Annotated in this window: 20 protein-coding genes; 8 read left to right on the top strand and 12 right to left on the bottom strand. The window is 67.4% G+C overall.

Annotation, left to right across the window (positions count from 1 at the left end):
- Positions 1–50: 50 nt before the first annotated feature.
- Positions 51–1,064, top strand: a complete 1,014-nt coding sequence (locus VG502_RS04280; RefSeq protein ID WP_325548789.1) for an AsnC family transcriptional regulator — start codon at positions 51–53, stop codon at positions 1,062–1,064.
- Positions 1,065–1,502: 438 nt separating this feature from the next.
- Here VG502_RS04280 and VG502_RS04275 read toward each other — a convergent pair whose 3' ends face one another.
- The 6 genes from VG502_RS04275 to VG502_RS04250 form a co-directional block, all read right to left on the bottom strand.
- A complete protein-coding gene (locus VG502_RS04275) occupies positions 1,503–2,987 on the bottom strand; it encodes an HNH endonuclease signature motif containing protein (protein WP_325548788.1) in 1,485 nt (494 codons plus the stop codon).
- A 195-nt stretch (positions 2,988–3,182) separates the two neighbouring features.
- The gene (locus VG502_RS04270) at positions 3,183–3,545 is read right to left on the bottom strand and encodes a potassium channel family protein (RefSeq protein ID WP_325548787.1); all 363 of its coding nucleotides are present in this window, start codon (positions 3,543–3,545) and stop codon (positions 3,183–3,185) included.
- A gap of 494 nt (positions 3,546–4,039) precedes the next feature.
- Complete coding sequence (locus VG502_RS04265) at positions 4,040–4,756, bottom strand: VIT1/CCC1 transporter family protein (RefSeq protein WP_325548786.1); 717 nt, start codon at positions 4,754–4,756, stop codon at positions 4,040–4,042.
- Positions 4,753–5,061 (bottom strand): 4a-hydroxytetrahydrobiopterin dehydratase, encoded by a 309-nt coding sequence (locus VG502_RS04260; RefSeq protein ID WP_325548785.1) that lies wholly within the window; start codon positions 5,059–5,061, stop codon positions 4,753–4,755. Before VG502_RS04260 ends, VG502_RS04265 begins: the two co-directional genes overlap by 4 nt.
- A gap of 57 nt (positions 5,062–5,118) precedes the next feature.
- The gene (locus tag VG502_RS04255; RefSeq protein ID WP_325548784.1) at positions 5,119–5,763 is read right to left on the bottom strand and encodes a response regulator transcription factor; all 645 of its coding nucleotides are present in this window, start codon (positions 5,761–5,763) and stop codon (positions 5,119–5,121) included.
- On the bottom strand, positions 5,751–6,977 hold the full coding sequence (locus VG502_RS04250) for a sensor histidine kinase (protein ID WP_325548783.1): 1,227 nt from the start codon (positions 6,975–6,977) through the stop codon (positions 5,751–5,753). The genes VG502_RS04255 and VG502_RS04250 overlap by 13 nt, the downstream gene beginning before the upstream one ends.
- 301 nt (positions 6,978–7,278) lie before the next feature.
- Here VG502_RS04250 and VG502_RS04245 point away from each other — a divergent pair, with 301 nt between their 5' ends.
- On the top strand, positions 7,279–9,339 hold the full coding sequence (locus tag VG502_RS04245) for an MMPL family transporter (protein ID WP_325548782.1): 2,061 nt from the start codon (positions 7,279–7,281) through the stop codon (positions 9,337–9,339).
- Between the two features lie 69 nt (positions 9,340–9,408).
- On the opposite strand, the gene VG502_RS04240 is transcribed toward VG502_RS04245, so the two are convergent.
- From VG502_RS04240 to soxR, 6 genes are all read right to left on the bottom strand, one after another.
- Entirely contained in the window at positions 9,409–10,578 is a 1,170-nt protein-coding gene (locus VG502_RS04240) for an ABC transporter ATP-binding protein (protein WP_325548781.1), read from the bottom strand.
- The gene (locus VG502_RS04235) at positions 10,575–11,600 is read right to left on the bottom strand and encodes an ABC transporter ATP-binding protein (RefSeq protein WP_325548780.1); all 1,026 of its coding nucleotides are present in this window, start codon (positions 11,598–11,600) and stop codon (positions 10,575–10,577) included. The genes VG502_RS04240 and VG502_RS04235 overlap by 4 nt, the downstream gene beginning before the upstream one ends.
- Before the next feature lie 5 nt (positions 11,601–11,605).
- Positions 11,606–12,565: an ABC transporter permease gene (locus tag VG502_RS04230; RefSeq protein WP_414655698.1), complete on the bottom strand. Its 960-nt coding sequence runs from the start codon at positions 12,563–12,565 to the stop codon at positions 11,606–11,608.
- A 14-nt stretch (positions 12,566–12,579) separates the two neighbouring features.
- Positions 12,580–13,590, bottom strand: coding sequence for an ABC transporter permease (locus tag VG502_RS04225; protein ID WP_325548778.1), 1,011 nt, complete (start codon positions 13,588–13,590; stop codon positions 12,580–12,582).
- Positions 13,591–13,676: 86 nt separating this feature from the next.
- On the bottom strand, positions 13,677–15,350 hold the full coding sequence (locus tag VG502_RS04220; RefSeq protein ID WP_325548777.1) for an ABC transporter substrate-binding protein: 1,674 nt from the start codon (positions 15,348–15,350) through the stop codon (positions 13,677–13,679).
- Positions 15,351–15,499: 149 nt separating this feature from the next.
- Positions 15,500–15,973, bottom strand: coding sequence for a redox-sensitive transcriptional activator SoxR (soxR, locus tag VG502_RS04215; protein ID WP_325548776.1), 474 nt, complete (start codon positions 15,971–15,973; stop codon positions 15,500–15,502).
- 86 nt (positions 15,974–16,059) lie between these two features.
- Here soxR and VG502_RS04210 point away from each other — a divergent pair, with 86 nt between their 5' ends.
- The 6 genes from VG502_RS04210 to VG502_RS04185 all read left to right on the top strand — a co-directional run bounded on the left by VG502_RS04210 (position 16,060) and on the right by VG502_RS04185 (position 22,971).
- Positions 16,060–16,770 carry an SDR family oxidoreductase gene (locus VG502_RS04210; protein WP_325548775.1) on the top strand — a complete coding sequence of 237 codons (711 nt, stop codon included), beginning with the start codon at positions 16,060–16,062 and terminating at the stop codon, positions 16,768–16,770.
- A complete protein-coding gene (locus VG502_RS04205) occupies positions 16,767–17,822 on the top strand; it encodes an S-adenosylmethionine:tRNA ribosyltransferase-isomerase (protein WP_325548774.1) in 1,056 nt (351 codons plus the stop codon). The genes VG502_RS04210 and VG502_RS04205 overlap by 4 nt, the downstream gene beginning before the upstream one ends.
- 134 nt (positions 17,823–17,956) lie before the next feature.
- The gene (gene typA, locus VG502_RS04200; RefSeq protein WP_325548773.1) at positions 17,957–19,858 is read left to right on the top strand and encodes a translational GTPase TypA; all 1,902 of its coding nucleotides are present in this window, start codon (positions 17,957–17,959) and stop codon (positions 19,856–19,858) included.
- 2 nt (positions 19,859–19,860) lie between these two features.
- Positions 19,861–20,733, top strand: coding sequence for an N-acetyl-1-D-myo-inositol-2-amino-2-deoxy-alpha-D-glucopyranoside deacetylase (mshB, locus tag VG502_RS04195; RefSeq protein WP_325548772.1), 873 nt, complete (start codon positions 19,861–19,863; stop codon positions 20,731–20,733).
- A complete protein-coding gene (locus tag VG502_RS04190) occupies positions 20,726–21,247 on the top strand; it encodes a flavin reductase family protein (protein WP_325548771.1) in 522 nt (173 codons plus the stop codon). Before mshB ends, VG502_RS04190 begins: the two co-directional genes overlap by 8 nt.
- Positions 21,244–22,971 (top strand): VanW family protein, encoded by a 1,728-nt coding sequence (locus VG502_RS04185; RefSeq protein WP_325548770.1) that lies wholly within the window; start codon positions 21,244–21,246, stop codon positions 22,969–22,971. The genes VG502_RS04190 and VG502_RS04185 overlap by 4 nt, the downstream gene beginning before the upstream one ends.
- Positions 22,972–23,138: the final 167 nt, after the last annotated feature.

Here is a 23,138-nt window from a genome sequence, read left to right as displayed (position 1 = left end):
CACCGTCGAGGGGTATGCCAGCCAGGATGACGTTGGCGTAGATTTCCGACATGAAACGCGAGCCAACATCGAAATCCGTCACTGCGGATGCGTTGGACGTGAAGATCACGCATTGTCTGCAGGTCGCGCCGCGCGCTTCCTTCGCGGTGATCGGATCGGTGCTCGACGTCTCGGAGCAGACGGTGGCGCGTCGCTACCGGCGGTTGCGTGCCGCGGGTGCCGTGCGGGTGATCGGTTTCGCCGACCCGACCCCGTTCGGCCGGCAGAATTGGATGCTGCGACTCTTCTGTCGCCCGGATGCCGCCGTCAACGTGGGTCGAGCGCTCGCGGCACGCGATGACACGCAGTGGGTCGCCGTGATGGGCGGTGGGACCGAGGTCTACTGCGTGCTGCGGCCGCGGACTTTGGGCGATCAGGATCAGCTGCTGCTGCGGCAACTGCCCCGGACAGTGCCGGTCACCGGGATCGAAGCGGCCATGGTGCTGCATGTGTTCCGAGGTTCCACGACGCGTGACTGGCGGATCGGTGAGACCTTTCTGACCGCGGCTGACGAAGCGCGGCTCGGAGCAGCGCCGGCGCGCACCGATCGCAGGGTCGAGCTGACCTCGGCTGACGAGTCACTGTTGAGTGTCCTGATGGCCGACGGGCGAGCGACGTATGCCGAGCTGCGCGCCGCCGTGGGCGGCGACTGGACAGAGGCTCGGATTCGTAGGCGGGTCAACGAATTGCGCGAAGCGAGTGTGCTCTACTTCGACGTCGATATCGACGAGGTCGCCTTCGGTATGCCGTTGTCGACCCGCATCATGCTCACGGTCGCGCCGGCTCAGTTGCACTCAGTCGGTGAGGCGCTGGGAGCGCATCCGGCGGTTCGGTTCTGCGGCGCCACGACCGGTGCCACCAGCCTCATCGCCACGGTTGCGTTCGCCGACAGCGACGGCCTGTATCGCTTCATTTCCGAGGATGTCGGTCGGCTGGACGGAGTGGCGCAGGTGCAGGCGGAGCCGGTCACTCGGATCCTCAAGCGGGCCGGGTCGGCTGTCGATCGTGATCGGGTCGGCGGTTAAACGCAGGCGTTTCCGGGGTGATCGAGGAGTCGGACGAGCGAAGCGGGGGGAGGCGTCTCGAGGTTCCGCTTCGTGTGCTCACCTTGATGGCGCCGGCTACGCCGCCGTGCCGGTCTCACTCCGTTCGCTGTGCCCTTGACTTGGCTCCTCGCCTGACTGTCGATTCGACCGGCTCGCAAGCTCGCTCGGTCGTCTCGTCAGTCAAGGTCGTCGCCTCGCGCGCTGGCGCTCCGCTGTCTGCATTGGCCCGGCCCGACGACGCACCCGACGCCCGTTGGGCGTCGCCTGTTCGGGTTCGCTGTCAAGGCCGCGGTGGCCGAGGCCCGGAAGGGCGCAGCCGCGCAGGCGTTTCAGAGGTGGCCGAGGAGGGCGGAGGAGCGAAGCGGGGGAAGCCCGTTTCGAGGCCCCGCATCTTGAGGTCCCGCCCGTGGATCGTGCTCAGGCTGCGGTGTTGTGGTGGCCGGGCATGCGGCCGGGGGTCAGGTCCCATTCGACCCGGTCGGGGAGAACTTGGGCGGTGTAGCCCTGCCGGTGCACGGTGTGATGGTGGCGGCCGCATAGGAGTGCGGAATCGGCGAGGGAGGTGTCGCCGCCGGCCCACCAGGGTGTGATGTGGTGGATTTCGCAGAATCCTGGTGGTCGGTCGCAGCCTGGGAAGGTGCAGCCGCCGTCGCGCAGGATCACCGCGGCCCTAATGGCTTTGGTGGCCAGGCGTTCTCGCCGGCCGACGTCGAGGGGTTGGCTGGGTCCGCCGAGGACGGCGGGGATGAGGTCGGCGGTGCACGCGAATCGGCGTGCGGCGCCGGCGTCGATCAGGTCGCCGGTGGCGGTGGTGGCGCCGTGGCCGTTCAGCAGGTCCTGCAGGCTCATCGTCAAGAGGATGGTGGCGGCGCTGGCTTGGGTGCCTTCACCGGTCGCGGCCCGGGCGCCGGCACCGACCAGTTCCATGAGCGCGTCGGCCCGGCGCTTACCGGGCGACCGCTCGTCACGCACCGACTCACCGTTAGCTTTGGGAGCATCGTCGGAACCCTGCTCCGTGCCGTCGGGGCGGAGCCCGAACGCGGCACCGGTCCCGCCGGTCCGACCAGCCGGAGACACACCGTCGCCGTGATCGGTCTTGTCGGTTCCGTCCGCGTCCGCGGGCGCGGCCTTCTCGGTCGACCTGGCAGGTCTGGGTGCGGATTTGGCGGTGATCGCTTCTTTCAGGATCGCGGCGTTCGCCGGGGACAACTCCGCCACGAGTCGGGTCATGCCGGTGGCGGTGGTGGACCAGGTCAACGATTCGGTGTTCTCGAGTTTCTCGTCCTTGTTCGAGAGTTCGTCGGGGGCGAATTTGGCGATGATCCGCCGGGTCAGCTGGGTCAGGCCGGCGGCACCGAGTGCGGGGTCGAGTTGCAGGAACCACCCGAGGATCTCGTCCCGGTCCGCGGTCGGGATCACAGGTGCGACCTTGTCCGCCTGGGTCAGGGCGGTGCGTGCGGATTCCACCGAACACGCACCGTCCCGCAACGCCCGTGCGATCACCGAGTTCTTCCGGACCCGGCACGCATCGGCCACCGAGGCCATCGCCCGCACCGTTTTCGGTTCGACCGGCACACCACCAGCCAAGTGCCCCATCAGCCACTGGCTCGTCGTCGCAGCAGGAGCCTTCTCGACCGTGCCCCGCCCCACCGCATCGGAGGTGACGATGGTGGCGACCTGCGCGGACCGGCCGTGTAACCGCAACAGGAGCGACACCAGTTCGTTCTCCTGGTCCTCGCCCAGCTGGTGCATCGCACCTGGGACCTCGTCCACCACCCGCGCGGCAGCTCGCAGGATGGCCAGCACCTCTGGCCCGCGACCCGGCTCCGCGGCCGGGAACTCCTCCGGGTCACCAGCACCGCAAGCAGGGACAGGATCGCGCATCATCGAATTGATGTTCATCGCCGAATTCCCTTCCCCCACTTGCGTTTTCGCGTACCTAAAGGATACCAAAAGCATCTGCTGTCGTACAGGGGTAATCGAACAAATTTATGCATTCTTCATAGCGTTGGTGTAGCGCGCAATGCACACGGGCCGCCCGTTAGATGCAATGCGGATGCACCCGATGGGTCCCGGCGGGCAGCCGCGGGCTCGTTGTCACTTGGAAGTGCTGTCGCGTTGGTTCAGTAGCGCGTGCAGCGCGTCGATCTTCGCGTTGAGTTCGGCGATATCTCGGCGGGTCGCGGCATCGGCGTCTGTGTCAATCTCACGCACTTTGTCGATGAACCACGTTGCTACGGAAGCCGTCACGACACCGAGAAGCGCTATGCCGGCGACCATTAACCCCGCACCGACCAACCGGCCGGTGGTGGTGACCGGGTAGAAGTCGCCGTACCCGACGGTGCTGACGGTGACGAGCGACCACCACAGAGCTTCGCCGAAGGACTGGATGCTGGAGCCGGGCGCCGTTCGTTCGGCATCCAATACCGCAAGCGCGCCGACGAACAAGAGCAGGGTCATCGAGCCCGTGACATAGAAGCCGACCCGACCGCGCAACGAGCTTCCGGTTCGGCGGCTGAGAATATTGACCAGTGTGGAGCACCCGCAGTAGACGAAGCGGTCTCAACATTGGCAATACCACCGCCACGAGATCAATCAGGTTGCCTTTGACAAACGCGAAGCGTCGACGAGCCAGACCCAGTCGGACGACGTAGTCCATGGCAAAAGCCGTCCACGACGCCCACGTGACGACGTCGTAGAAACGATTCCAGCGATGCGACAGGTGAGTGTTCAGGATCGGCATGGCATATGCGACCAGGAACAGCAGCGCGATCCCGGTCAGCGGCCAGTCGGCCCATGCCTCCCATCGACGCACGCGAGCTTCCTCGTTAATCATGCCCTAGAGGTACAGCATGGTCGATCAGTGTGGAGCGACATTCGGCCGAACCTCGGCGCGTGCGCGCACGCATCGACAACTCAACTGACACGGTCAGGGAGGCCCGACCAACCGGTAATCAGACCGCGGTGCCGACAAGACTTCCGACGCCATACGTGATCGCCATGGCGAGCATGCCGCCGAGCACGTTGCGTATGACGGCGGGGCGTGTCGGCGCCTCACCCAGCCGGGCGCTCACGGCACCGGTGATCACGAGCGCTATCGCCACGGCCACAAAACAGATCGGCACGCGCAGGGCGGGGCCCGGCAGGAGGATCGCGATCAACGGGATCAGCGCACCGACGGTGAACGCGAGGAATGACGCCCCCGCGGCGTGCCACGGATTGGTCAGGTCGTCGGGGTCGATGCCCAACTCGGCCTCGGCATGCGCACCCAGTGCGTCGTGCGCCGTGAGTTCCTCGGCGACCTGCGCTGCGAGCTCGCGCCGCAAGCCCTTCGCCTGGTAGATCTGCGTCAACTCCTCGAGCTCCTCCTCGGGGAGTTCGTGCAGCTCCTGCTTCTCCTTGCGCAGCATCGCGCGCTCGCTGTCGCGCTGAGTGCTCACCGAGACGTATTCGCCTGCCGCCATTGACAATGCGCCCGCAACGAGACCGGCGATACCCGCGATCGCGATGTTGTTGCGACTGGTCGTGGCACCGGCGACACCGGCGACGATCCCCGCCACACTGACGATGCCGTCATTGGCACCGAGGACACCGGCACGCAGCCAGTTGAGGCGGCTGTTGAGCCCCTCGTCCTGCAACTCGCCCTCGTGCGGTTCGACCGATGACGTCACTCGGCCACCTGCGCGCCGGTCTGCTGCGCCGCCTCGATGATCCGATGCGCCAACTCGATGTCGAGCTGCGTGATGCCCCCCTCGCTGTGTGTGGACAATGCCCAGCGAACGGTGGTGTATGAGATCTCGATGTCCGGGTGGTGGTCCATGTGATCGGCGTCCGCCGCAACCAGGTGCACGAACTCGATCGCACGAGCGAATGACGTTGCTTTGTACACGGACCGGATCGTGTCACCGTCACGCGACCAGCCGTCGAGTTCAGCCAGCTGTCGCGTGATCTCCTCGTCGGTCAATAGTCTGCTCATACAGACGACTCTGCCCCGATCTGCTGCTCCTGTCCACGCAGGAAAGGCTGTGATTAGTCAGCCGTTGAGGTAAGCGAGGACGGCCAGTACGCGGCGGTTGTCGTCGCTGGAGACCGGCAGGTCGAGCTTGGTGAAGATCGCGTTGGTGTGCTTGCTGATGGCCTTCTCGGTGACGAAGAGCGCGCCGGCGATCGCAGCATTGGAGCGCCCTTCCGCCATCTGGCCGAGCACCTCGCGTTCGCGGTCGGTGAGCCGGTCCATCTTGCTGCCCTGCGGGCGTCGCGCGATCAGCTGGCGTACGACGGTCGGGTCCAGCACGGTCCCGCCGCCGGCGACCTGATGCACCGCCTCGATGAAGGCGCCGACGTCCGAGACGCGGTCCTTCAACAGGTAGCCGACGCCACCGTCCCCATCCTCGAGAAGCTCTCGGGCGTAAAGGTTCTCGACATACTGCGACAACACGAGGACGGGCAGGCCGGGTTGTTCCTGGCGCGCCTCGATCGCGACGCGCAGTCCTTCGTCGGTGAGCGTCGGCGGCATACGCACGTCGACGATGGCGATGTCGGGGGAGTGCTCGCGCAGCGCCCGGACCAGGCTCGGCGCGTTGTCGGCAGTGGCCACGACTTCGATGTCGTGGGCGCTCAGGATGCGCTCCAGGCCGTCACGCAGCAGCGCGTGGTCCTCCCCGATCACTGCGCGCACGGCACCTCCATGGTCACGATGGTCGGCCCACCGGGCGGGCTCGACACCACCATCGTGCCGTCGAACACCGCGAGCCGTCCGGCAACCCCCTGTATGCCGCTGCCGCGCGGGTCGGCACCGCCGACGCCGTTGTCGCCGATCTCGACGTACAGCAGACCGGCGCGGGGCGCCATACGGACCCAGCCGGCGGTGGCGCGCGCGTGCTTGCCCATGTTGGCCAGGCACTCGGCGATGCCGAAGTAGACGGCCGACTCCAGCGGCAGGGACAGCGGTGGCGGCCGCAGGTCGAGATCGAAATCGATCGGCAGGTCGACGGCAACAGCGCGTATGGCGTCGGCCAGCCCACGGTCGGCCAGCACCGGCGGGTGGATTCCGCGCACCACCGACCGGATGTCCTGCAACGCGACCCCGGAGTTGTCCCGCGCCTCCAGCAGCAGTTGACGCGCGGCGTCCGGGTCCTTCTCGATGAGTTCGGCGGCGAGCCCGAGGTTCATCCCGAGCGCGACCAACCGCGCCTGGGCGCCGTCGTGCAGGTCACGCTCGACACGGCGCAACTCGGCGGCAGCCGCGTCCGCGCCCTGCGCACGGGACGTGGTGACCTCCTGGACGCGACGAGCGAGCACCTCCTTTCGGGACAACCCGAGCAGGTACGCGTCCAGGCCGAAACGCCACCGGGCGATCGGCTTTGCGGTGAACCACCACAGCAGTGCACCGATCACGACGCCGCCGGCTGAGACACCGACCGCTTGCGGCGTCGTCGTGATCTGCATGCCGTACGGCTGGTCGAAGACGTCCGGAAGCCCCTTCCACAGCCCGAACCACACGATCGACCAGATCGGGTAGAGGAACAGCGCGATGCTCAGCACCGACAACGTGAAGCCGATCGTCACCGACGCCAGCTCCCAGAGGAGATCCCGCCACCGGGCCGGGTCACGTGCCCACTGCTGGATCCGATTGATCAGCCCGAGGCCACTGGTGTCGCGGTACTCCCTCGTGATGGGTTCCTGCAGTGCCACCTCGGCGATGCCGCGTTGGCCGGTCGCGAGCAGTCGGGTCGTGGGGACCGCGACGGACAGCAGCAGGAGGCCGACCCCCAGCGGCGCGGTGACCGTGCCGACCAGGGTCAGCACCATCATCGCGAGCGTCGGAGCGGCGAGAAGTATGGCGACGAAGTGGGCCAGCATGAGCTGCGGGCGGCCGGCGGTTGATTGCACGCCCCCATCCTGACCTGTCACGGGCCCTGGCACAGGCGTCCCAGTCCCACTTCCGATGGTGGTGCTAGCCCTACCCCAAGTGTGGTGCTGCCGTCACTGACTTCAGCGCGTGAGCCGACAAGTGTTGACCACGGTCGGGATTCGCCCGGCCGCTGCTCATCGAAGAAGGGGGACCACAGCCGTGAAGAAGGCCGGGTTCACACTCAGAATTGCTCGCTGGAGCGTGCGCCACCCGTGGCGTGCCGTCGGCACCTGGATGCTTCTGGTGGTCGCGGCCGTCGCGTGCGGCGCCGCAGTCTCCATGAACACCACCACCGCTGCCGACTACCGCATCGGCCAGTCCGGCACCGCCGCCGCACAGATCGAGAAGGCCGGGCTCGATGCGCCGGACTCCGAGTTCATCGTGCTGTCCCGTGCATCCGGTGGCGAGGTCGGGGCCGGCGCCCGTGTCGCCGCGAACCGGATCGCTGCGGACATCCGCACTGACAGTCACGTCCAGCAGGTCGCGCCGCCGGCGGTCTCACCGGACAAGAAGCTGATGATCGTTCCGATCACGATGAAAACCGTTGCGGATGACAAGGATCCGGATATCAGCGGCATCACCCGCGCCGTCAACGACGCCCAACCGCGGGCGCCCGGGTTGCGGATCGTGCAGACCGGTGACACCTCCATGAACGAAGCGATCAACACCCGCGTCGGGAACGACCTCGGGTCCGCCGAGTCCAAGAGCATGCCGATCACGATCGTGCTGATGCTGCTCGTCTTCGCCGCGCTCATCGCGGCCGGCATACCCGTACTGCTCGCAATTGCAAGCGTTTTCGCGACCATGGGCCTGATGGGGCCGGTGTCCCTGCTGCTGCCGATGGAGGACTCCGTCACCAGCGTCATCCTGTTGATCGGTATGGCGGTCGGTGTCGACTACTCACTGTTCTACCTCAAGCGTGAGCGCCAGGAGAGGCAACGCGGTGCGAGCGCGGCGGACGCCGTCGAGATCGCCGCCGAGACCTCCGGGCACTCGATCGTGGTGTCGGGCATCGCCGTCATCGTCAGCATGGGCGGCCTGTATGCCGTCGGCGACGTGACCTTCTCGTCCATCGCGACCGGTTCGCTCATCGTGGTTGCCTTCGCGGTCTTCGGCTCCCTGACCGTGCTTCCTGCCCTGCTGTCCCTGCTAGGTCCGAAGGTGGACCGTCCGCGGATCCCGCTGCTGTGGCGGGTGTCCTCTCGGATGCAGCCGGGCACGGTCAGCAAGCGGGTCCTCGGTCCGGTGCTGCGTCGCCCGGTGGCTTCGCTGATCACCGGCCTGGTCATCCTCGGAGCGATCGCCATACCAGCGCTCGGGATGAAGCAGCAGACCAGCAGCCTGGACTCGCTGCCGCGCGACATTCCCGCGGTGCGTGCGTTGCAGCAGATCGGTGAGGCGTTCCCCGGTGACGGTCCGACCGCTGCCGTGGTGCTGCAGGGGGACAACGCGGCAGAGTTGAAGCATGACGCGAAGATCGTTGCGAACAATGCGATTTCGACCGGTGACTGGAAGGCCGTGGCTGATCCGGTCAAGGTCTCCTCGGACGGTCACACCGCAGTGCTCACGCTGGGCAGCAAGGCCGGTGAGGGATCCTTCGCCGCCGGTGACGCAGTGCGTGACCTGCGCGCCACGGTGATCCCGCAGGCGCTGTCGTCATCCGACACGACGTGGGCGGTGGGCGGCGGTGTCGCCGAGGGCTACGACCAGATGGAACACCAGTCGGCGGGCCTGCCGAAGGTACTCATCGTCGTGCTCGGCCTGACCCTGGTGATGATGATGGTGACCTTCCGCAGCATCGTGGTGGCGCTGCTCACGATGGCGCTCAACCTGCTGTCGGTCGGTGCCGCATTCGGTGTGCTGACAGCGGTATTCCAGCACACCTGGGCGGAGTCGATGCTGAACTTCCACTCCACCGGTGGGCTGATCTCGTGGATCCCGATCTTCCTCTTCGCGGTGCTGGTCGGGTTGTCGATGGACTATCACGTCTTCGTCCTCAGCCGGATCAAGGAGAAGGTCGACGCGGGACTGCCGCCGAAGCTCGCGGTGCGCGAGGGCGTGCAGGAGACCGCCGGTGTGGTCACCAGCGCGGCCGTGGTCATGATCTCGGTCTTCGCCCTCTTCGCGACGTTGTCGATGGTCGAGATGAAGGAGATCGGAGTCGGCCTGTCCATCGCAATCCTGTTGGATGCCACCGTTGTTCGGCTCGTGCTGTTGCCGTCGGCCCTGGCGTTGCTGGGCCGGTGGGCCTGGTGGCCGTCACGTGGACGAAAGGGCTCGGCTGCGCGCCCGGTCGACCCTGCGCCATACAGCGTCCGTGAGCCGGTCGGGATGGGCTGACCGAGTCCCCACAACACAGAGCCGCCGTCGGACCCTCGGGGGATCCGGCGGCGGCTTCTGCGTGGGTGCTCAGGGGGTGGAGAAGGGTTGCCCGCCGACGTTCTCCTGGGTGTTGACCGCCGGTCCGCCCTCGACTGCGGCAGGGTCGACAGCCATGGCGTCGACCTCGTGGCGCTCGATCTCGCCGGACTGGATCTGCTCGGCGTAATGGCATGCCACTCGGTGGTCAGCTGGCACGCCGTCGATCTCCACGACGCGCAGCTGCGGCCGCTCGGTGTCGCAGCGCTCCTCCTGCCGCCACGGGCAGCGGGTGTGGAAACGGCAGCCGGTCGGCGGATTGGCGGGGGAGGGCAGGTCGCCGGCCAGGATGATCTGCTCGCGTCGGTCCTCGACCAGCGGGTCGGGGATCGGCACGGCCGACATCAACGCGCGGGTGTAGGGGTGCAGTGGCGTGGCGTAGAGCCCGTCGGCGTCGGCCTCCTCGACCAGCGAACCGAGATACATCACACCGACCCGGTCGCTGATGTGCCGGACAACCGCCAGGTCGTGCGCGATCACCAGGTAGGTGAGGCCGAACTGTTCCTGCACGTCCTCCAGCAGGTTGATCACCTGCGCCTGCACCGACACGTCGAGGGCACTCACCGGCTCGTCGGCCACGATCAGTTGCGGGTCGACCGACAGCGCCCGGGCGATGCCGATCCGCTGGCGCTGGCCACCGGAGAACTCGTGGGGGTACTTACGCAATGCGGCAGCGGGCAGTCCGACCGCCTGGAGCAACTCGCGCAGCCGTGCGCCGGCAGCCTCCTTGTCCTTGGTCAGCCCGTGCGCGTGCATGCCCTCCAGCAGCAGCGCCTCGACAGTCTGGCGCGGGTCGAGGCTGGACAGCGGGTCCTGGAAGACCATCTGCATGTCGCGGCGCTTGGTGCGCAGGGCCTCGCCCTTGAGCGTCGACAGGTCGGTGCCGGCGAACGTCACCGTGCCGTTCGTCGGCTCCTCGAGCCGGAGCAGGGCGCGGCCGAATGTCGACTTGCCGCAACCGGATTCGCCGACCAGGCCGTAGGTCTCGCCCTTGCGGATCTGCAGCGTCATACCGTCGACGGCGTAGACGTAGCCGACCGTCTTGTCGAAGATCACCCCGCGCTTGATGGGGAAGTGGACCTCCACGTCACGCGCGTCCAGCAGCACCTCGTGCTCGGCCGCCGGGTCCTTCTTGTCGAGGATGGACGTTGTCTCGCTCATGCTTCATCTCCCGTCGGCCACGGGTTGTGACACCGCAGCGCGTGGTCCTCGATGGACTGCTCGTCCTGTTCCAGGGCCGGTGTCTCGGCGCGGCACACGTCGATCGCCCGGGAGCACCGCGGCGCGAAGGCGCAGCCGGACGTCCACGGGATGTTGTCCGCGACGGACCCGGGTATGGCGGCCAGTTGTTCGCTGCGCGATCCGTCCAACCGCGGGATCGAGCCGAGCAGCCCGTTGGTGTAGGGGTGCCGTGGACGGGCGAATGTCTCGTGCCGAGAGGCGGTTTCGACGATCCGGCCGCCATACAGGACGTTGACCTCGTCGCACAGTCCGGCGACGACACCCAGGTCGTGCGTGATCATGATCAGCGACGTCCCCGAGTCGACGACCAACTCCTTGAGCAGGTTGAGGATCTGCGCCTGGATGGTGACGTCGAGTGCGGTGGTCGGCTCGTCGGCGATCAGCAGGCGCGGCTTGCAGGCCAGCGCCATGGCGATCAGCGCCCGTTGGCGCATGCCGCCGGACAGCTGGTGCGCGTATTCCTTGAGCCGCCGGTTCGGGTCGGGGATGCCGACCTTGTCCAACAGGTCCCGCGACTCGGCCATGGCGGCGGCCTTCTTCATCCCGCGGTGCCGTTGCAACACCTCGGCCACCTGGACGCCGATCGAGATGACGGGGTTCAGCGAGGACAGCGGGTCCTGGAAGATCATCGCGATGTCCCGGCCACGCCGGTCGCGCATCTCGCGATCGTCGAGCGTCAGCAGGTCGGTGCCGTCATAGGTCGCCGACCCGGCAACCTTGTTGCCGCGCTTCGGCAACAGGCCCATGATCGCCAGCGACGTCACCGACTTGCCGCAACCGGACTCGCCGACCAGGCCGATGGTCTGTCCGGGGCGGACGTCGAAGGAGACCCCATCGACGGCGCGGAACCGCTGCTGTCCCTTGATGCCGAACTCGACGGTCAGGTCACGCACCGACAGCAGCGTGTCGGTCTTGCTTGGAGCGGGTGCTGCGGCGGTCATGCCGGTCACCTCCGGTTTCTGGGGTCGAGGGCTTCTCGCAACGACTCGCCCATCAGGGTGAAGCCGAAGGCCACCACGACGATGCAGCCGGCCGGCCAGAAGGCCACGTGCGGGGAGATGTCGAAGAGCTGCTGTGCCTTGCCGAGCATCTGCCCCCACTCGGGGGAGGAGTCGTCCGGGTTGCCCAGGCCGAGGAAGCTCAGTGCGGCCGCCTCGATGATCGCGGTTGCCAGCACCAGCGTGGCCTGCACCAGGACCGGTCCGAGCGAGTTGGGCAGCATGTGGCGGAAGGTGATCGCCGAGGGCTTGACGCCGAGCGCGCGCGCCGCAAGGACGTGATCACTGGAGCGTTGCGTCAGCATCGAGCCACGCAGCAGCCGGGCGAAGATCGGCACCTGCACGATCGAGATCGCGATGATCAGCGTCCACTGGGATGGCTTGCCGAACAGTGTGGCGACGGCGAGCGCGAGGACCAGCGACGGCAGCGAGAGCATGACGTCGACGATGCGCATGACCACCGAATCGATCCACCCGCCGAGTGATCCGGCGATGGTGCCGAGCACCAGACCGCCGGTGAGCCCGGCCAGGGTCGCCAGCACACCGACGATCAGCGTCTGCCGGGAGCCGAGGATGAGCCGGGACAGGAAGTCGCGGCCCTGATCGTCGCCGCCCAGCGGGAAGCCGTTCTGTGACGGCGGGATGGGCGTGGACGGCGTGACCTGGTTGATGAGGTACTTCGTGGTGCCGTTGTGCGGAGCGATCAGCGGCGCGAAGATCGCGAGCAGGATGAACAGCACCGTGACGGCGGCGCCGACCAGGAAGACGGGGTTGCGGCGCAGCCGCAGCCACGCGCTGCCGATCAGGCTCAACCCGCCGGACTCGCTGACGTGGCCGGCATCGGGTATGTCGGCCGCGGTGCCGGCAGTGGCGGCGAGCGCGTCGATGCGGTCCTTCTTGCGTTGCATGGGACTCATCGCATTCACCTCGTCCGAATCCGGGGATCGATGACGGCATACGCGATGTCGACGAGCAGGTTGACCAGCACATAGCCGATCGCCGCCATCGTGATCAGCACTTGCAGCACGGCGTAGTCCCGCTGGCTGAACGCCTGGGCCAGGGCGTCACCGACACCGGGATAGGCGAAGACCGTCTCGGTGAGCACCGCGCCGGTGAGCAGGCCACCCACCTGGAGACCGATGGTCGTGACCACCGGTAGCAACGCGTTGCGCAGCACGTGCCGGCCGCGGATGATCCGTGCCGACAGGCCCTTCGACTCGGCGGTGCGCACGTAGTCCTCGTTGAGCACCTCCAGCACCGAGGCGCGGGTGATCCGGAAGATCACCGCGAACGGGATGGACGCCAGCGCGATCGCCGGCAGGATCAGGTGCTTGATGGCGTCCCATGAGGCGTCGAACTCGCGGGTCAGCAGGCCGTCGAGCACGTAGAAGTTGGTGATGCGGGTGGCATCCAGGTCGGGACTCTGGCGACCGGCGACCGGCAGCCAGTTCAGCTCGATCGCGAAGACGTACTTCAGCACGAAGGCCAGGAAGAAGACGGGGACCGCAACGCCGACCAGTGAGAGCACGACCGAGCCGGTGTCCAGCAGTCCACCGTGCCGCTTGGCGGCGAAGTAACCCAGGGGTATGGCGGTCACCAGCGCGAGGATGATCGCGAAGAACGACAGCTCGACGGTTGCGGGAAGCCGCTGCAGGAAGAGGTGCATCGCGTCGGTGCCCGACTGCACCTGGGTGGAGGTGCCGAAGTTGCCGTGCAGGATGTTGTTGAGGAAGTGCCCGTACTGCACGGGCAGCGGCTGGTCGAGGCCGAGCGTCTTGCTCAGCGCCGCACGGGTCGCGGGTGTCGCGCGTTCGCCGAGGATCGAGTCGACCGGGCCGCCGGGCAGGGACCGCAGCCAGGCGAAGAGCAGGACGGAGACGATGAACATGACCAGTACGGCCTGTAACAGTCGTCGCACGATGAATCTGAGCACGAGGGAAGGCTCCTACGAAGAAGTAACGTGCGCCGGTGGCCGGTGCCGCGGACGAACCACGGCACCGGCCACCGGGCGGACGAGTGCTACTTGCTGACCTTGGCGGTCCACAGGTGCTCGTCGGTCAGCGGGCTCGGGGTGACCCCGGTGACCTTCTTGCTGAAGACGATCGCGGGCGGCGAGCTCGAGATCGGCAGGCCCGGGAGGTAGTCCTCCATGATCTGCTTGTTCAGCTTCTCGTAGGCGGCGGCGCGCTGCGACTCGTCGACGATCGAGTCGTCGTTCGCCAGGGCCTTGTGGAACGCGCTGCCCCACGGGTAGGCACCGACGGTCATCTGACCCTTCGGGTCGGAGAAGAAGCTGCCCAGGAAGTTGTCCGGGGTGTTGTAGTCACCCGTCCAACCCATCAGGTATGCCGCCGCGTTGCCGTTCTGGGTGCCGGTCACGTAGCCGCCGGCCCAGGGCATCGGCTTCGGGGTGACCTTGACGCCGACCGCGGCCCAGTCGGACTTGATCGCGTTGAAGATCTTGTCCGGCGCCGGCATGTAGGGACGGGTGACCTCGGTGGGGTACCAGAGAGTGATCTTCAGGTTGCTCTTGCCGGCGGCCTTGAGCAGTGACTTGGCCTTGGCCGGGTCGTACTTGTACGGCTTCAGTGACTTGTTGTAGCCCGCGACGGTGTTGGGCATGAACTGCGTCGCGACCGAGGCGCCGGCCGGCAACTGGGACTTGACCAGCTGATCGCGGTTGATGGCGTAGTAGAGCGCCTGACGGACGCGGATGTCCTTCAGGTCGGGGTCGACCTTGGCGTTGAGGCCCAGGTAGAGGATGTTGAAGGCCGGACGGATCTCGAGGTTGTCGTCCTTCTTCAGCGACGGCCAGTCGACCGGGTTCGGCAGGTCGTAACCGTCGATCTGTCCGGAGGCGAGCGCCTGCTTGCGCGCAGTCTCGTCGGGGATGATCGAGAAGACGATCTTCTTGACGGTCGCCTTGTCGTCGCCGGCGTAGTTGTCGTTGCGGACCAGAGTGACCGTCTTGTTGGTCTTGTCGTACTTCTGGAACTTCATCGGGCCGGTGCCCACCGGGTGGGCGTTGGCGTATGCCGGATAGACGAAACCCTGGCCCTGCGCCTTGATGTCGTTCGCCTTGTACTTGTCCATTGCGGTCGGGGACTGCATCGAGAACGCCGGCAGGCCCAGCAACGCCGGGAACTTCGAGGTGGCCCGGGCGATCTTGATGACGACGGTCGAGGCGTCCTTGGCGGTGCAGCCCTGGTAGAGGTCGCCCGCGGCGCCGTTGTAGGCACCCATGTTCGTCAGCCAGTACTCGGAGGCGGTCTGGCCGGCCTTGTTCTGGCTGTCCATCCGCTTGAAGTTCTTGCAGACGGCGTCGGCGTTGAACGGTGTCCCGTCGGTGAACTTCACGCCGGTCTTCAGCTTGAAGGTCCAGGTCTTGCCGTCGGCCGACGGCTTCCAGCTCGTGGCCAGGCGCGGAGCGACCTCGGCGGTGCCGGGCTTGAAGCCGACCAGACCTTCGAAGATCTGCCGGCTGACCCGGAAGGTCTCGCCGTCGCTGGCGTAATAGGGATCGAAGGTGGCGGGCGCGCCGGCCGCGCCGAAGTTCAGGGTTGCGTTGCTGTTGCTCGCGCCGCTGCCGGACTTCTTGGAGGAGTCATCGCGCTTGGAACTGGCGCACGAGCTGAGCGCCAGGGTGGACGCGGCCAACAGCGCGATCGCGGCTGTGGTCTTGGTGACGGCCATGGTGATGGGACCTTCCGGTGGAGAAGACGGTTCTGCGAACGTTACCCAGTCGCCGGACCTCCTGCGCGATTTCGGGCACACCGTCATCATCTCGATATATGACACGGTGTTATCCCCGGTTGGCCCCGGATTTTTCCCGGGTTCGTGGCTCAGGCCGGCTTGTGCGGCCGCCGCAGCAGAGGGGGCAGGAACGCGGCGCCGGGAGCGGTCGGCCCGTCGGCGGCTGCGTCATACGGGTTGGAGATCGCGCAGCGCCGCAACGACAGGCAGCCGCAGCCGATGCACGAGTCGAGCCCGTCCCGCAGCCGTTCCAGGGCTGCGATCTGCTCGTCGAGGCGTCCCTTCCAGTGGGTGGTGATGCGTTGCCAGTCGGACTTGTTGGGGGTGCGGCCATCGGGTAGGCGGTCGAGCTCGTCGCGGATCTCCTCCAGGGTCAGGCCGACGTTGGACGCGGCGCGGATGAACGCGAGCCGGCGCAGCACGCTGCGCTCGAAGCGGCGCTGGCCGCCGGAGTTGCGGTGGGCGTGGATCAGCCCCTGTGTCTCGTAGTAGCGCAACGCGGATGCCGCGAAGCCGCTGCGCTTGGCGACGGTGCCCACCGGCAGGAGGTCGTGGGTGTCCATGGAAACCTTTCGGGTTCAGGTCTTGACTTCAAGTTAACTTGAACTTAAAGGATGGCATCAATCAACCTGATCAACAAGGAGATTCGATGTCCGACACGAAAGTTGCATTGATCACCGGGGGTTCGTCCGGACTCGGCAGGGAACTGGTTCGAGCGCTGTCCGGCGACGGCTGGCACGTGATCACCGATGCCCGCAACGGCGACGCCCTGGCCCGGGAGACACGCGGTCTGTACGGCGTCGAGGCGATAACGGGGGACGTCACCGACGCCGACCACAAGGAAGCCCTGGTTGCCGCCGTGCGTCGCCACGGGCGGCTCGACCTGCTCGTGCACAACGCGAGCACGCTCGGCCCCACACCGCTTCCTGCCCTTGCCACTGTCACGGTCGCCGACCTGAAGGACGTATGGCGTACCAACGTCGGCGCGCCACTCGTCCTCACCGGGGCCCTGCTGCCCGACCTGCTCGCGAGCGACGGCGTGCTGCTGTCCATCTCCTCCGATGCGGCGATCGAGCACTACGAGGGCTGGGGCCTGTATGGCGCCTCGAAGGCGGGCCTCGACCACGTGACGCTCACCTATGCGGCGGAGAACCCGGGACTGCACGCCTATGCCGTCGATCCGGGGGACATGCGCACGCCGATGCACCAGGCGGCCTTCCCAGGGGAGGACATCTCGGACCGGCCGGAACCGGCCTCCGTCATACCTCACCTGCGGCACCTGTGGGAGCAGCGTCCCGAGTCCGGCCGGTACAGGGCCGCCGATCTGCCGCTCCCCGAGACCGCAGGAGCACGCTCATGACCGCCCTCGCGGTGCACCCGCGCACCACGTTCGAGGCGCCCGCCGAGCGCACCGCACCGTCGCCGGCCGAACGCCGGGGTCTCGAGCGGGACCAGGTGCGGCTGCTCGTCGCCTCCCGGGACGGCATCGAACACACCCGGTTCCGCTCGCTGCCGGACTACCTGAACGCCGGTGACCTGGTCGTCGTCAACAACTCGGCCACCGTCGCCGGTCAGATCGACGCCCGGCGCGCCGACGGCAGCTCGATCGTCCTGCACGCCGCCACTCCACTGGATGACGGGACCTGGGTCGTGGAGCTGCGATCCGCGCCCGACGCGGCCCGCGCCATCCTCGATGCACAGGTGGGGGAGCACCTCGAGGTCGGCTCGCTGGTGCTGCGGCTGCAGGCGCCATACCCCTTCACCTCCTCGCCGACCGGGTCCGGCAACCGGCTCTGGCGGGCCGAGGTCGACGGCGATCTGGGCGAGCAGTTGTGGCACCACGGGCGCCCGATCAGTTACGGCTACCTCGACCGGGCCTACCCCCTCGCGGACTATCAGACGGTCTTCGCGACGGTGCCCGGAAGTGCCGAGATGCCTTCTGCCGCACGGCCGTTCACCGCTGAAGTGGTCACCCAGCTGGTCGCCGCCGGGGTCGGCGTCGCTCCGATCACGCTGCACACCGGGGTCTCCTCGCAGGAGGCGGGAGAGGGGCCGCAGGTCGAGCGGTTCGAGGTGCCCGACGTCACCGCGCGACAGGTCAACGCCACCCGACAGGCGGGTGGGCGCATCGTCGCCGTCGGCACCACGGTGGCCCGGGCGCTGGAATCGGCGGTCACGTGCGAGGGCTTCGTGACCGGGGCGGCCGGGTGGACCGACCGGGTCATCACCCGTGACGAGCCGCCCCGCGTCGTCGACGGGCTGATCACCGGTTGGCACGACCCGCACGCGTCGCACCTGCTGCTGGTCGAGGCCGTCGCGGGCGAGGAGTTGACCCAGGCGGCATACGACGCCGCAGTGCGCGAGCGATACCGCTGGCACGAATTCGGCGATTCCGCGTTGTTGTTGCCGTAGCAGGGGCGTGGTCAGAACCACGACAAAACCCTGAGACACTGGTAGGGATCCGATACACGTCGTCAGAAAGGACGAAGCCTGTCGGTGCCCCACGCCCTCGCGGCGCAGCGGGTGCACGCAGCTTTGACAACTCCATGCCCATGAAGTCACGCAGCGACGTTCGCAACGTCGCCATCGTTGCCCACGTCGACCACGGGAAGACCACTCTCGTCGACAAGATGCTCTGGCAGACGGGCGCCTTCAGCGAACGTTCGACCGTTGAATCCACCGGCGAGCGGGTCATGGACACCGGCGACCTGGAGCGCGAGAAGGGCATCACGATCCTGGCCAAGAACACGGCCATCTCGTATGACGGGCCCTCCTCGAACGGTGAATCGGTCACCATCAACATCATCGACACCCCCGGTCACGCCGACTTCGGCGGCGAGGTCGAGCGCGGCCTGTCGATGGTCGACGGCGTCGTCCTGTTGGTGGACGCCAGTGAGGGACCGCTGCCGCAGACCCGTTTCGTGCTGCGCAAGGCGCTCGCGGCCAAGATGCCGGTCATCCTGTGCATCAACAAGGTCGACCGCCCCGACTCCCGGATCGAGGCGGTGGAGGAGGAGACCTACGAGCTGTTCATGGACCTGCTCGAGGACGCCGACGCCGATGCCGACCAGCTCGACTTCCCGGTCGTCTACGCCTCCGCCAAGGCGGGCATCGCCTCCACCACCCGTCCGGGCGACGGTGGACTGCCCGAGGGCAGCGACCTGGAGCCGCTCTTCAAGACGATCCTGGACACCATCCCCGCGCCGGTCTACGACGACGAGGCGCCGCTGCAGGCACACGTCACCAACCTCGACTCCAGCAACTTCCTGGGCCGGCTCGCGCTGCTGCGCGTGCGCAACGGCCAGATCAAGAAGGGCCAGCAGGTCGCCTGGTGCCGTCACGACGGTTCGCAGCAGACGGTGAAGATCACCGAGCTGCTGATGACCAAGGGCCTGGACCGTGAGCCGGCCGAGAGCGCCGGCCCCGGCGACATCATCGCCGTCGCGGGCATCCCCGAGATCACCATCGGTGAGACCCTCGCGGACCCGGAGAACCCGATCCCGTTGCCGCTCATCACCGTTGACGAGCCGGCGATCTCGATGACGATCGGCACCAACACTTCTCCGCTCGTGGGCAAGGTCCGCGGTTCCAAGGTCACCGCACGCATGGTCAAGGACCGTCTCGACCGCGAGCTGATCGGCAACGTGTCGCTGCGCGTGTTGCCGACCGAGCGTCCCGACGCCTGGGAGGTGCAGGGCCGCGGCGAGCTGGCGCTGGCGATCCTCGTGGAGCAGATGCGCCGCGAGGGCTACGAGCTGACCGTGGGCAAGCCGCAGGTCGTCACCAAGGAGGTCGACGGCAAGCTGCACGAGCCGGTCGAGCACCTGACGATCGACACCCCCGAGGAATACCTCGGCACGATCACCCAGATCATGGCCGCCCGCAAGGCACGCATGGAGCAGATGACCAACCACGGAACCGGTTGGGTCCGTATGGAATTCGTCGTTCCGTCGCGTGGCCTTATCGGCTTCCGCACCGAGTTCCTCACCGAGACGCGCGGAACCGGCATCGCCAACCACGTCTTCTCCGGCTACGAGCCCTGGCACGGGACGATCACGACACGCCTGTCCGGCTCGCTGGTCTCGGACCGCTCGGGCGCGGTGACGTCATACGCCATGGTCAACCTGCAGGAGCGCGGCGTGCTCTTCGTCGAGCCCACCACCGAGGTCTACGAGGGCATGATCGTCGGCGAGAACTCCCGCGCCGACGACATGGACGTCAACATCACCAAGGAGAAGAAGCTCACGAACGTTCGCGCATCCAGCGCGGACAACTTCGAGAAGATCTTCCCGCCGCGCAAGCTGTCGCTCGAGCAGAGCCTGGAGTTCTGCCGCGAGGACGAATGCGTCGAGGTGACACCGGAAACCGTGCGGATCCGCAAGCTGGTCCTCAACGCCGGTGAGCGTGCGCGCGCTGCGTCGCGAGCACGGAGCGCCGCGAAGCAGTAATCATGCGGCTGGTCTTCGTTCACGCCCACCCCGACGACGAGTCGTTGTGGACCGGGCTCGCGATCGCGCACCACGCGGCGCGCGGCGATGACGTGCACGTGCTCACCTGCACCCTCGGCGAGGAGGGCGAGGTCATCCCGGAGGGGCTGCGCCACCTGCAGCTGCCGGCTGACCGGCCCCGCGCCGCGGATGCCGCTGACCCGCTGGCAGATCTTCGCCGGGACGAATTGCATTCTGCGGTCAAGGAACTCGGCGCCAGCACGGTCACCGTGCTGGCCGACGGTGCCTACCGCGACTCCGGTATGGCGGGCACGCCGTCCGCGGCACACCCGCGGGCCTTCACAGGTGCGGACCTGGCCGCGACCAGCGGCAGCGTCGCGTCATACCTGCGGGAGGTGCGCCCGGACATCGTCGTGACGTATGACGCGCACGGCGGCTATGGCCACCCGGACCACATTCGCACGCACGAGGCGACGCGGGCCGCGGTGGCGAGCCTGTCGGAGCAGCCGGCGTTCTACACGGTGGTCACCCCACGCAGCTGGGCGGTCGAGGACCGCGAGTGGCTCGCCGAACACGTGACCCGCGACGGCGTGATCGTGCCGGCCCCGGACGAGACGTTCCTGCCGAGCGTGGTCGACGACAAATCCGTCACGCACACCGTTGTCGACGAGGCGGCGCTGGAGGCACAGATCGCCGCCCTGCAGCGGCATCGCACCCAGGTCACCGTCCACGACGGCTACTACACGCTGTCCAACGACGTCGCGACCCGGCTGGCGGCGCGCGAAGCGTTCCAGCGGCTGGATCCGGCCACCGGACGCGCGTTGCCGGCGCTGACCGAGGGGCTGCGCCATACGGGACTGGTCCCGAATGAGTGAACAGCGCCGCGAGGACGTGGGGCCCTCCGAGGTCGACCCCGACGCCTATCGCCAGGTGATGGGGCGCTTCGCGACCGGCGTGTCGGTGGTGACGACGCGGATCGGCGACATCGACCACGCGATGACCGCCAACGCGATCATGTCGGTGTCGCTGGAGCCGGTGCTGATGGTGATCAGTGTGGAGCGCGAGGCACGCTTCCACGACGCGGTCATCGAGGCCGGCGCCTGGGGCGTGAGTCTGTTGCCGGAGTCCGAGCGGGCGACCGCTGCCTGGCTGTCGACTCGCGGGCGTCCACTGCACGGCCAGCTCGAGCGGGTGAAGTTCCACCGCGGCGAGCACACCGGTATGGCGCTGCTGGACAACGCGCTGGGCACGCTGGAATGTCACACCTACGACACGGTGCGAGCGGGTGACCATACTCTCGTCATCGGCGACGTACGCTCTGTCTCGATCACTGACAGGCCAGGGGATGCCCTGATCTATTACCGGGGCGCGTTCGGAGTACAACGTTGAGCACAGACACATCGGACGGGGGCCGCGAGAGCGGCGATGAGAAGTCGGGGCGCCTGCGCAAGGGCCTGCTGATCGGCGGCCCGACGGCCGTGGTGGTCCTCGCGGGCGCGTATGTCGGGCTGGCCGCCTGGCAGGCGGGGAAGATCCAGGACGGCACGACAGTCGCCGGCCAGGACGTCGGCGGCATGAGCCCGTCCGACGCGAAGGCCGAGATCGAGGCGGCCGCGAACAAGCAGGTCAAGCAACCGGTCCTGATCACGTCCGAGGGCAGGAAGCTGACCCTGCAGCCGGCCTCGTCGGGCCTGTCGATCGACACCGACGGCACCGTCGACGGGCTGAGCGGCTTCTCGCTCAACCCCTCGACCATGTGGCACCGCCTGACCGGTGACGGCCCGCACCGCAACGTCACCCCGCGGGTGGATCACAAGAAGTTGCAGCACGCCGTCGACACGGTCTCCCAGACGCTGGAGGGGTCCCCGAAGAACGGCTCGGTCAAGTTCGTCGACGGCAAGGTGGTCACCGCCAGGTCGATCCCCGGCAAGGGGGTCGACGCGAGGGCGATCGCCCGGAAGATCGCCGCGGGCTGGCCGAAGAACAAGCACTACACGGCGCCCATCTCGAAGCAGCCCGCGTCGCTGACCGACGCCGAGGTCGCGCGCTACGTCAAGGAGTTCGCCGACCCGGCGATGTCCGAGCCGGTCACCGTGCAGGTCGGCAGCAAGAAGGCGGAGCTCGAACCCACGGACATCTCCGGCGTCCTGAGCACCACCTTCGACGGCACCAGCCTGAAACCGAAGGTCGACGAGGCGGCGCTCGCTGCGCTGCTGGACAAGCGGGCGGCCGACCTGACGACCCCTGCGGTCAACGCGAAGCTGCGGGTCACGGGCGACACGAACAGCGTGGTGCCCGCCAAGGACGGCACCGCACCGGACACCAAGGGGGCCGGCAAGCTGCTCATCGCCGCGCTGACCGCGCCCGATCACACGATGTCGCTGCCGACCAAGCCGGTCAAGCCGACGGTCACGGCCGCACAGCTGAAGAAGACCAAGGTCGGGGACCAGAAGATCTCGGAGTTCGTCTCCGTGTTCCCGACCGGGCCGGAGAATGCCGCCCGCACCCGGAACATCCGCGTCGGGCTGTCCAAGCTCAACGGCCTGGTCGTGCAACCCGGCGAGACCTTCTCGCTGCTCAACACGCTGCGCCCGTTCGACGCGGCCCACGGCTACGTCAACGCACCCGTCCTCGTCGGCGGCCGGGACGTCCCCGGCATGGGCGGGGGCATCTCGCAGGTGTCCACGACGCTCTACAACGCCACGTTCTTCGCGGGCGTCAAGCTGGTCGAGCACACCGCGCACTCCTATTGGATCCCGCGTTATCCCATGGGCCGCGAAGCCACCATGTGGGACCCGAGCATCGACAACAAGTGGACCAATGACACCGGTCACCCGATCCGGATCCAGGCGGGCATCGAGGGCAACGCCTCCGTCATACGCCTGTATGGCGTGAAGACGTTCTCGGTGTCGACCACCACGAGCGGCAAGTTCGACATCGAGAAGCCCGGCCCGGCCAAGCATCTCAAGGGTGACAAGTGCATCCCGCAGGATCCGCAGGACGGCTTCAAGGTCACGGTCACGCGGGTCGTGAAGGACCTCGCCGGCAAGGTCGTCAAGAACGAGAGCCTGACCACCCACTACATACCCGCCGTGCGCATCACCTGCGACTGACCCCTCCACTCACTCACTCACTCACTCACCCACCCACTCTTTGCCGAATGACGGCTTCTTCGGCGAGTGACGGTCTGATCGGGGCGTCGCTCGCCGAAGAAGCCGTCATTCGCCGGGTGTGTGGCACGGTCTGCTCGGCGGCTGTGGATAACTCCTGAGTCCGCCGA

Origin of the sequence: Flexivirga sp. (genome assembly GCF_035551235.1) — a bacterium.
GTDB lineage: Bacteria > Actinomycetota > Actinomycetes > Actinomycetales > Dermatophilaceae > Flexivirga.
Note: the sequence above shows the minus strand (reverse complement) of the source record. Positions and strands in the feature narration are given on the sequence as shown.